General features: G+C 44.1%; 11 protein-coding genes and 1 tRNA gene. 8 read left to right on the top strand and 4 right to left on the bottom strand.

Features of this window, described 5'->3' with window-relative positions:
• Positions 1-51 precede the first annotated feature (51 nt).
• The 3 genes from IT392_01175 to IT392_01165 all read right to left on the bottom strand — a co-directional run bounded on the left by IT392_01175 (position 52) and on the right by IT392_01165 (position 2163).
• Positions 52-126, bottom strand: a tRNA-Thr gene (locus IT392_01175).
• Between the two features lie 11 nt (positions 127-137).
• Positions 138-1226 carry a site-specific integrase gene (locus IT392_01170; protein MCC6543097.1) on the bottom strand — a complete coding sequence of 363 codons (1089 nt, stop codon included), beginning with the start codon at positions 1224-1226 and terminating at the stop codon, positions 138-140.
• The gene (locus IT392_01165) at positions 1201-2163 is read right to left on the bottom strand and encodes a hypothetical protein (GenBank protein ID MCC6543096.1); all 963 of its coding nucleotides are present in this window, start codon (positions 2161-2163) and stop codon (positions 1201-1203) included. Before IT392_01165 ends, IT392_01170 begins: the two co-directional genes overlap by 26 nt.
• Before the next feature lie 160 nt (positions 2164-2323).
• Between IT392_01165 and IT392_01160 the strand changes: the two genes are divergently transcribed.
• The 8 genes from IT392_01160 (at position 2324) to IT392_01125 (ending at position 9040) form a co-directional block, all read left to right on the top strand.
• The gene (locus tag IT392_01160) at positions 2324-2539 is read left to right on the top strand and encodes a helix-turn-helix domain-containing protein (protein MCC6543095.1); all 216 of its coding nucleotides are present in this window, start codon (positions 2324-2326) and stop codon (positions 2537-2539) included.
• Positions 2536-5139 carry a primase C-terminal domain-containing protein gene (locus tag IT392_01155; GenBank protein ID MCC6543094.1) on the top strand — a complete coding sequence of 868 codons (2604 nt, stop codon included), beginning with the start codon at positions 2536-2538 and terminating at the stop codon, positions 5137-5139. Before IT392_01160 ends, IT392_01155 begins: the two co-directional genes overlap by 4 nt.
• Before the next feature lie 593 nt (positions 5140-5732).
• Positions 5733-6125 (top strand): hypothetical protein, encoded by a 393-nt coding sequence (locus IT392_01150; GenBank protein ID MCC6543093.1) that lies wholly within the window; start codon positions 5733-5735, stop codon positions 6123-6125.
• Between the two features lie 28 nt (positions 6126-6153).
• The gene (locus IT392_01145) at positions 6154-7275 is read left to right on the top strand and encodes a phage major capsid protein (GenBank protein ID MCC6543092.1); all 1122 of its coding nucleotides are present in this window, start codon (positions 6154-6156) and stop codon (positions 7273-7275) included.
• A 12-nt stretch (positions 7276-7287) separates the two neighbouring features.
• On the top strand, positions 7288-7545 hold the full coding sequence (locus IT392_01140) for a hypothetical protein (protein MCC6543091.1): 258 nt from the start codon (positions 7288-7290) through the stop codon (positions 7543-7545).
• A 380-nt stretch (positions 7546-7925) separates the two neighbouring features.
• A complete protein-coding gene (locus IT392_01135) occupies positions 7926-8258 on the top strand; it encodes a hypothetical protein (GenBank protein ID MCC6543090.1) in 333 nt (110 codons plus the stop codon).
• Between the two features lie 237 nt (positions 8259-8495).
• A complete protein-coding gene (locus IT392_01130) occupies positions 8496-8819 on the top strand; it encodes a type II toxin-antitoxin system HicB family antitoxin (GenBank protein ID MCC6543089.1) in 324 nt (107 codons plus the stop codon).
• Positions 8807-9040, top strand: a complete 234-nt coding sequence (locus tag IT392_01125) for a type II toxin-antitoxin system HicA family toxin (GenBank protein MCC6543088.1) — start codon at positions 8807-8809, stop codon at positions 9038-9040. Before IT392_01130 ends, IT392_01125 begins: the two co-directional genes overlap by 13 nt.
• A gap of 12 nt (positions 9041-9052) precedes the next feature.
• On the opposite strand, the gene IT392_01120 is transcribed toward IT392_01125, so the two are convergent.
• Positions 9053-9217 (bottom strand): hypothetical protein, encoded by a 165-nt coding sequence (locus IT392_01120; protein MCC6543087.1) that lies wholly within the window; start codon positions 9215-9217, stop codon positions 9053-9055.
• Between the last annotated feature and the right edge of the window lie 392 nt (positions 9218-9609).

Here is a 9609-nt window from a genome sequence, read left to right as displayed (position 1 = left end):
TTGGTAAATTCTTATGAGGTGTGCTCATCACACCCCTGAATCTAAGATGCATGGAGCCGAGGAGGGGAATTGAACCCCCAACCTACGCATTACGAATGCGTTGCTCTACCATTGAGCTACCTCGGCATATCAAGCACTTACGAAACACCCTCCGGCTCTGGTGCCGGATTTGGTGCCGGTTGCAAATACTCCATCATCTTTTGAGCAGCCGCTTTCAGGTCATCCTCTGAGACAATATTGTATCTGTCAAACACCGACCTTGTCTTATGGCCGGATATAGTCATGGCTACAGAATCGGGGATCCCTGCCCTAACCATGTTCCTTATACCAGTACGCCGGAAATCGTGAAACAGCATATTTTCAAGTCCTATCTGCTTAGTTGCCCTACTCCACGCAGAGCGCAGGGTTTTTATCCTCTTACCTTCCTTATGGCATACCCAGGGACAGGATTGTCCCTGCCATTGCCAGGCTTCCCAGGCGGTTGAGATCATATCATAAAGCTCTCCATATAGAAATATTTTTCTCTCTGTTTTGTTCTTAGTCAGCAGCGGTGAGAGGGTTAACTGCTTATTTATGACATCAACCTGCTTCCATGTAAGACTTAGTATCTCCCCGGATCTCATCCCGGTATAATAGGCAATGGTGACAGGCAACTTGGCATATTCAGGCAATGCACCCCTTAGTGAGAGAAATTCATCCTGCTCAAAGAATCCTGTCCGGACATTGTTTTCCTCAAGGTGCGGAATATATGGGACGCTGGTTACTTTCTTAGGTGTGCGCTCCATGCCCAGGGTAAACATTCTGCTTAAAATCTTTAACTCCCGGTTAATTGTCCCATTCTTAACACCCTGTTTCTGCCTCTTGATAATATAGGCATTGATCAGGTCTGAGGTTATATCCGTTACATGACATTCTCCAAAGAACTCTTTAAGCCTTTCTATATTCTCTTTTGCCCTCACAATGGACCTTCTGCCGTTTATCTCATAATCAGTAATGAGATCCTGAGCAAGCTCCCGGAATGTTCCCTTTGTGGCCGCGTATTTCTCAGGCCACAGGCGTCCTTCCCTCTGCTCTGTCTTTAGTTTCTCATAATACGCCTTTGCTGCAGTCTTTGACCCAACCCTCTTTCGTATCTCACGACCCCGGAAGAATATCCTTACCCACCATATACCGCTATCAACAGGCCGCTCAAACACTCCCTTATCCTTTGAGTTTTGTCTTGCCATGACTGACCTCCTTTTGCCACTTATTGAATTCTCTTAAAACCTTCTTATACTCAACATCATTCCCTATTTCCTTTAGATACAGGAGACGGTTCTGAAATTGCTTCTTCTGCCTGATCAGTTCTTTCTCTTCAGGCGACTTGCTTTCTATATATTTCTTTTGAGCGCCTGCATCCTTACAGCTTTTATAACGCTTTAATAAACTCTTTAACCTGTCAATGTTTTCTGTCCTTGAGGACTCATATCCCTTAACATGCAGAAAATCGGCAGGTAATGTTCTATCAGCTGGATCGTGTAGTAACAGCCTGTCAGTGGGACGATCACAGTATATTTCTCTTGCATCATGAGATACAAACAGTTCCCCACAATAGGCGCATGTTTTAATCTCTTTCTTATCCCTGATAAGTTCTATCAATTCAATGTAACAACGTCCGGGAAGAGTCCTGCAATGATAGTTTAACTGTCCTGATGATGGGTTATACGATAAGGATATGGAAGCGAGATGCTTACTTTGTGACTCATCCAGTAATCTTACATCCTTAAAAGGCTTTCTGACAGGCATATCCTTTTTGTAATACCATTTATAGAATAGCTTGACAGCGTCCTGATCTTCCTGCATACGCTCCTTGTTACGTTCATAAAATTGTTTAATAAAACTCTCAGAGAAATTCCATTGGTTGTATTCTCTCATGTATATATCTTTAAGTTGCTTATCAAGAGGAAATTTATAATCACTGTCCTGATCTAAATACGCAAACACATTAAGGCCAACCTTCTCAGTAATAACCTGGAAGCCTTCATAGCTTGATAAGTCAGCCTTCATGAAGTCTAAAAAGACCGGGGCATGTACAACACCATGACGAAGGCTAAAACCATTCTTTGCCGGAACAGGAATAACATCTATATACCACCCTTCGTATGATTTCTCTTCAATAATCATAATTACCTCATTCAGGGTTCAGACAAGTGACTTTTAAATAACGCTTGTCAGATGACCTATTTAATGCCTATTACGATTGACTGAAGTATAAACCTTCAGGTAAGCTATGTCAAGAGTAACAAGTAGCAATCAATAAACTTATTAATAAGGGGAGGTTTTCATGAAAAGTAAAAAACTATTACGACCAGAAGAATATGCGGAAGGGACGGGCCTCAGGCTGTCAACAGTAAGACGGCACATCCTTGAACGTCGAATCGAAACGGTCAGAATTGGAAGAAGCGTGAGGATTCCAATTGAGGAGATGGAGCGTATTATTGATGAAGGATTCAGGCCACGTATTCAGCCAACAAGCGACACGGGCCGGGCCGGGAGATGAGCGGGGCTGCGGTGGGTCAGCAGGGAAATGTCACGTCCGGTAAACACCTGACGACAAAAGCTATTCATGCCGGAATTGATTTTCTAAAGCAACTGTTTAAGGACACTGAGCATGAGGTTGAAATCCGCTTCCTACCCTCGAAGGAACAATTCTTTTCAAAAAGTTTTGATGAGATCAGCGATAAAATAAACCAGAATATCCATATGCAAAACACATACTTTGGTTGTTGTACCAGGGAAGGGAAAAAAGGCACGAAGCAGGGTTGTCGGGAGGTTCCTGCACTATGGATTGACATTGACTACAAGGACTTTGCTGGCGGCAGAGATGAGGTAATGGCGCTCATTGAAACAATGATACCGCCTTCGGTGCTTAATGATACGGGAAACGGTTGTCACGGCTACTGGCTGTTGAGGGAACCGGTTGAAGCGGTGGCGGCAGACATTGAACCCTATATCAAAGGGCTGGCCCGCCGTTACGGCGGTGATAGTAACTCAACGGACTTAGCGCGCGTATTAAGGGTTCCGGGAACGTACAATTATAAAGATGGACTCAAGAAACCTGTGACAATCATAAAAGCTGACTACGACATTAGGTACAACTTGTCAGACTTCGATGATCTGAAAATTGAAAATACAAACACTGCAAAGAACACTTCCCGAAATGATACCGTTGATATTATCTTAGAAGGTAAACGCAACACAACATTAACTCAATTGGCCGGAACTATGAGGCGTCCTGGGATGGCAGAATGTGAAATTGCGGCAGTGTTACATGCTATTAACAGGAACCGGTGCAGACCGCCGCTACCTAATGCTGAAGTAGATGCGATTGCGAAAAGCATTGGAAAATATGACAACACTCAAAAACCTTCCGGTGAGGATAAGCCGTACATAACTGATAGTTTTGGTAATTTGTTCAAAATGAAGTGGGTTGACGGTGAACTGTTTCCGATCATGATTGCAAATTTCGATGCGAGGATCAGTGAAGAAATAATTGAAGATAATGGTACAGAGATTGTAAATATATATTCTATTGATGGCACTTGTAAAGGAAATACATTGTCGAAAATAGATGTCCCTGCTAATCAGTTTACATCCCTGAGCTGGCTTCATAAGTGGGGAAGCGGCGTCATAATTGAACCGGGTCAAGCTAATAAAGATATTGTACGCCATGCGATACAGACGCTCTCAAAGGATGTCATTAGAACCACTTGCTACACGCACACTGGCTGGAGGGAGATTTCAGGTCACTGGTGTTACTTAACGACCGGTGGTGCTATTGGTGGAGATGGTATAAGAGTAAAGCTGTCGAGAGAGCTTCAGAGATATTCACTGCCAACAATACCGTTAAAAGAGCTTGAGTCTATAAAGGCAAGCCTATCGTTTATTGATGTTGGCAATAGATGCGTAACATTGCCACTTTGGAGTTTTACTTATCTCTCATTACTGACATCGTTGCTGGAACCATATCCAAACTTCTCAGGATATATAGCTGGCGATACAGGAACATTCAAAACCACTCTTGCGGTATTATTGCTTTCGCACTTTGGGACATTTAATGCTACTCACTTATCAAATCTTAGTGACACCGCAAATGCACTTGAAAAGCGGGCGTTTACCCTTAAGGATGCGATGCTCTGCATTGACGACTACCACCCGTCAACAAGTAAAATCGGCAGCCAGCAGATGGAAGCGACTGTACAGAAAATAATTCGTAGTTGCAGTAACAGGACTGGACGGCACAGGCTCAATTCCGATTCCACGGAGAAGGGAGCGTATGAGCCACGAGGGGGAATTCTGTTTACAGGTGAAGAGATTCCACAGTTACAGTCAACGATTGCAAGGCTGATGGTCAATGAGATTAAAAAGGGCGATATTGACAGGGCGAGGCTGACAGCACTACAGGCACAAGCACATCTTCTGCCGCATGCGATGTCTTCCTTTATACACTGGATCAGAGAAAACATGAAGGATGTACTGGCGACATTCCCAACACGGTTTATTCAATTAAGGGATAAGGCATTCAGAGACGATGCACATAAAAAATTGCCAGACCAACAGGCGTTTCTACAATTTGCTTTAGAGACTGTCTTGTCTTGGATGACCGACCGGAAGGTCATATCAGAACTTGAAGCATCATCCTTATCTCAAGAGGGTTGGGGTATTTTCACAAAATTAGCGGATAAGCAGAACCGGCGCATTGAATCTGAGGATCCAGTTGACAGGTTTAAAGAAATTCTCCGGGTATTGATAGCACAAGACAAGATCAAGATCGAAGAGAAGGATGATAGTCTCACCAGCAAGGTTATAGGCCACGAAAAGGGCGAGCTTATAGGGTACTACGATGAATTATTTATTTATCTACTGCCACCAGCATTATGGCATGGCATACAAAAATATTCGATTGCTGAGGGGACATGCTTCCCATTCTCGAAGAGAACATTCTTCAGGATGCTGGCAACCAGGGGACTGATAGTAACCGCAGACGATCAAAATACATTCCCGGAATGGATCAGGGGAAAGACTGTCAGAGTCTTAAAATTTGCTGGTCATAGCATATTAGGGACTGAAATCAGTAAGGAACGTAAGGAAAATGAATAAATCAGTAAGGAAAATGTTATTGATAAATAAGGGTTTTATGCCATTTCTTACTGTTCTTACTGTTCTTACTTCAATTATACATATAACCCCTTATATTTTGGCTGAGCTTACTTATTGTCCCTTTATATAAAACCTATAGTGGGGGTATGTCTATAATTAAAGTAAGAACAGTAAGGAAAGTAAGGATTCCTTATTTATCAAATAGTTACAACTGATTATTGGGATTAAAATCAGTAAGGAAATCAGTAAGGATTGAAAAAAGAAGTAAGGAATCTACAGGGGGGGCAAATGGGACTAAGATCATGGGTATTACAGGAACCGTTAGATCAGATGGCAGCAGATGTACGGGATATTCTGAAAACCATCCTGCATATGCCACTGTCAGAGTTTAGAAAATGTGGTCTTCGGAACGTTAATTGAGACGAAGGAAAGGGAGGGATAAACATGAGATGCAAAATATGTCATACAGAAATTCAGGAATTCATAATTCACGAAAACCAGAACCCGAAAGGCCGGATCATCCGGCGTTATGAATGTTCTTGCTGCGGGCCATTGCACTTTGAAACCTTGCTGCCGGTGACGGGTGATGCAAAATGAGTCAGGCGGTAAAGATAACACAGGCAGCCAAGGAATTACGGAAAACACCAAGCACTATCAGGCGCTGGATTCGTCAGGGCTGTCCCACCGTCCAATTAGGAGAAACGGGCAGGGAGGGCAGTCTTGTCATTCTTGAGGACATTAAGCTATGGCGGGCCGGTATTCAGAGGAACGATGATATTGTCATGGACAAAGTTGCCATTGCTCTACTCGATGCACTTAAACGTGACGGTGTCCATGAGAGGGCCGGGACGTCAGAGCGACAGGCAGCAATGATTCTCTTACTTGCCTTTAACCGGTACTTTAAGAACGAGAAGCTCCGTGAAATAGATAGAGACGACAAGTTGCCGGATGCAATCGTCCAAATTTGCACGATTGCGCTATACTGAGGCTAAAATTAAATTTGGAGGTTACAATATGGACATACTACAGCAATCGCAGATTAAAAAAGCGACAGAGCTCCTCAACTCGGCAGCGAGGCAGGAGAAAATCAACGACAGTATTGGATTATCGGACCGTGAGATTAAACGGTATTCGATTCTGTCCGGCATAAAAGGCAAATATGACTCAATTATAAACCGGTCCTCCTTCAGGGATAGTTTCGAGGCTGAATGTCACGACACGATTGCAAAGCGTCTTGGAATACCAATCAGTGACGGACAATTCTACGTTCCGGCAGAGATACTTTACAGGGACTTAACAGCGGGCATTTCAAGCGCCGGCGGCTACCTTGTCGGCTCAACGACTGGCGGCTCATTTATCGAAATATTGCGCAACAGGAGCGTTGTCTTTCGTCTCGGCGCACAACGTATGCCTGGACAGACTCAGCAGATACTTTTGCCGAAACAAACTGGCGCAGCCACAGCCTACTGGTTAAACTTAGAGGCAACAGCACCAACAGAAACCACACAAACGTTCGGACAGGTAGCGCTTACACCCAAGACTGTTGGCGCATACACAGAGGTATCACGTCAATTGCTTCTGCAAAGCGACCCATCAGCAGAGGCCATTGTGACAAGCGACCTTGCATCAGTTGTCGGCGTTGCATTGGACAGCGGCACAATCAGCGGCAGCGGTATGGCGGGACAGCCACAGGGCATAATGAACACAACCGGTATAGGGACCGTAACAGGGACCAGCCTCGGATATGACGGACTGGTAGAATTTCAGAGCGACGTTGCGACGGCAAGTGCTGTCCTCAACGAAGGCGCGCAGGGGTATGTAACAACTCCGGCAGTGGCAAAGTTATTAAAGACCCGGCAGCGGTTCACCGGGACAGACTCACCACTATGGCAGGGCTCTATAAGCTCCGGCATGATAGAGGGCGCAAGGGCAGTAAGCACTTTGCAAATGCCTACAGCGACCATGTTATTCGGAGACTGGAGTCAAATTGTAGTTGCAGAATGGGGTAATCTTACCATCGAAGTAAATCCGTTCGCAGACTTTAAGGCCAGAATAATCGGCGTCAGGGCAATGTGGTCAGTGGATGTCACTATCAGACATGCAGAATCTTTTTCAGTTGCGACTTCAATTACATAACAGGGGGAATAAATGAAACCATCTACTAAATTATGGAACTGGCAAAGGATTGAGAGCGCGAGAGAAGTTGAACGCAACCAGACTGCATTTTTACGGACAGCGCCTTTACCACAGAGCAACCCGGAGGCCATAAGGCCGACAAAGTGTAAAGTGTTAAGAGCAGCCTTCTGCATACATGGCAAGCCGGTTCAGATAGGGCAAATATTGATAATGCCTTACATTGACGCTGAATCATTACGGGCAACCGGAAAGGTTGAGATTATTGAGTGACTTGGGGGCAGTCAAGTGAGCTACCGGGACTGTCAAGGGCCTTCTTCCCCTACATACCACCGGCGGCATCGGTTATCGGCAAGGCGCCTTGTTGATTGGCAAACCCGACAGCTGGAAAACTCCTCCAGTTGCAATTGTCACGAAGATTCAAAGCGGAATTCTGCAGAGGCGTCCGCCGGATTCTGCCAGGTCACTAAAGAGACGGGGTACACTGGCGACCTCGTCTCAATGGTGATTGCGTAACTCAATGATAATAAAAGCAAAAGGTACTGGCTTTCAAGGGCTTTAATGCGGGGTGCGAAGCCGCAGGCTTTCACCAGCTACAGACAATTTTTTGATGTTTATGTTATTGTTTCATTATGAAACAGATGGAGTGTAAAATGACCAAAAAGGAATTATCAGAGCAACTCAATATCAGTCAGGTAACTGTCTCCCGATATATGGCAATGGGCCTGCCATACGAGAAGGCAAGGGGAAAGTGTCAGTTTGATCTTGATGAAGTTATACAGTGGCGGCGGGACAACATTATGCCAACTTATCGGACTAATAATCCACCCGGTGAAAAGGTTCCTACTTCGAAAGAGATTGCATCCTGGGCATTAAATTTCTCACTTGCTTTACTGAATTTCCTGCAAAACAAGTGTTGCAAAAAATGTCAAGCAAAATGGCTTCATGATGTTGAAATCGGCAAGTTTTATGTTGATGAAGTGTAAAAAATGTTCCGGTCTCTGTATCCCTGAGCGGGCTTGTGATGGGTCTTACACACTATCCTGTTTACGTTGCCTGAATTGCGGCGCAATAGTCTTCCCTGAGAGTGAGTCTATACCTTCCCCTTCCCATTAGAACGGCTGTTTGAGGGCTTCCTGTAAGCCTGTTGACGATATAATATTGTTAGTTTATAGTTGACTCTTCATAAGAGATACCCGATAATAACAATCAAAGGGGTGGCTATGCAGATTATTTTTACAATACAATTACCAGCGCAGGTTAAGAAAAGCGGTAAATGGTTTATATCATCCTGCTCTATCCTGGATGTTCACTCTCAGGGTGAGTCAGAGAAAAAGGCGCTTAATAATCTTGTTGAGGCATTAAGGCTTTTCCTTGTATCCTGCTTTGAGAGGGGAACCTTAGATGAAGTCCTTAGTGATTGTGGATTCACACCCATAGAGGTAAAGGGGCCGGTAAAAGCTCAACCCTTCCCAAAAAAATATAAAAGCATCAATGTTCCTCTTCCCTTTAGTCTTAAAGGGAGTCATGCCCATTGTCACGTTTAACCCCTGTTCATTGGAAGACCTTAAAGTGTATTTTTGAGAAGGCTGGCTTTATTTATAAAAAGACTGAAGGAAGTCATCATGTTTTTGAAAAGGAAGGGGTTAAGCGTCCTGTCATTATCCCTAACTATGATGAGATAGGTCTTGATATAATAAAATCATGTATGCGAACTGCCGGCATGAGCAGGGATGAATATTTTAAATATTTAGATGAGTGCAAATAGTTTCGGTACGGTTCAGTAACAACCCTCTCCATCATCCTTAAATATGAAGGTTGTAAACCATTTTACACCCTTTACATTTGAGTCATCCAACTCATATTCCTGTTTAGCATCCTGGTATTCCCGGAGCAGGCGGTTGTATTCGGCGTGAGTGTCTATTATCTCAGAGACGGGTTTCACGAGTCAGATTATATCTATCTGCCGGGGACGGTGCAAGAGGAAAATATTCACACGATACCGGAATGGAGAATATTATAAGCTGCCTATTATGTAGGCAGGATTCTGGTGCCGGATTTGGTGCCGGTTCGGTGCCGTTTTTGGTGCCAGTTAGCAGTAATAGTCAGTAACAAGTAGTAGTAGACGAATGAACCGGAAAGCCTTGTGTTATAAGGCTAATGTAGCAATTGATAGCAGTCAGTAACACTATAAGACAATAGCATTTTTGGCATTACGAATGCGTTGCTCTACCATTGAGCTACCTCGGCAAATTTGTTATAACAGAAGAAAGTATTTGACTGGCATCTTTACTGCGGGACTCAGCCATGGTTACAACATCTTCATGCCTCAAAACA

The organism is Nitrospirota bacterium, assembly GCA_020846775.1.
GTDB lineage: Bacteria > Nitrospirota > 9FT-COMBO-42-15 > HDB-SIOI813 > HDB-SIOI813 > RBG-16-43-11.
This window is presented reverse-complemented; position numbering and strand designations above follow the sequence as displayed.

Coding starts and splice junctions, on each gene's coding strand:
- IT392_01170 (MCC6543097.1), bottom strand. CDS start 1,226: ATGGCAAGACAAAACTCAAAGGATAAGGGAGTGTTTGAGCGGCCTGTT.
- IT392_01165 (MCC6543096.1), bottom strand. CDS start 2,163: ATGATTATTGAAGAGAAATCATACGAAGGGTGGTATATAGATGTTATT.
- IT392_01160 (MCC6543095.1), top strand. CDS start 2,324: ATGAAAAGTAAAAAACTATTACGACCAGAAGAATATGCGGAAGGGACG.
- IT392_01155 (MCC6543094.1), top strand. CDS start 2,536: ATGAGCGGGGCTGCGGTGGGTCAGCAGGGAAATGTCACGTCCGGTAAA.
- IT392_01150 (MCC6543093.1), top strand. CDS start 5,733: ATGAGTCAGGCGGTAAAGATAACACAGGCAGCCAAGGAATTACGGAAA.
- IT392_01145 (MCC6543092.1), top strand. CDS start 6,154: ATGGACATACTACAGCAATCGCAGATTAAAAAAGCGACAGAGCTCCTC.
- IT392_01140 (MCC6543091.1), top strand. CDS start 7,288: ATGAAACCATCTACTAAATTATGGAACTGGCAAAGGATTGAGAGCGCG.
- IT392_01135 (MCC6543090.1), top strand. CDS start 7,926: ATGACCAAAAAGGAATTATCAGAGCAACTCAATATCAGTCAGGTAACT.
- IT392_01130 (MCC6543089.1), top strand. CDS start 8,496: ATGCAGATTATTTTTACAATACAATTACCAGCGCAGGTTAAGAAAAGC.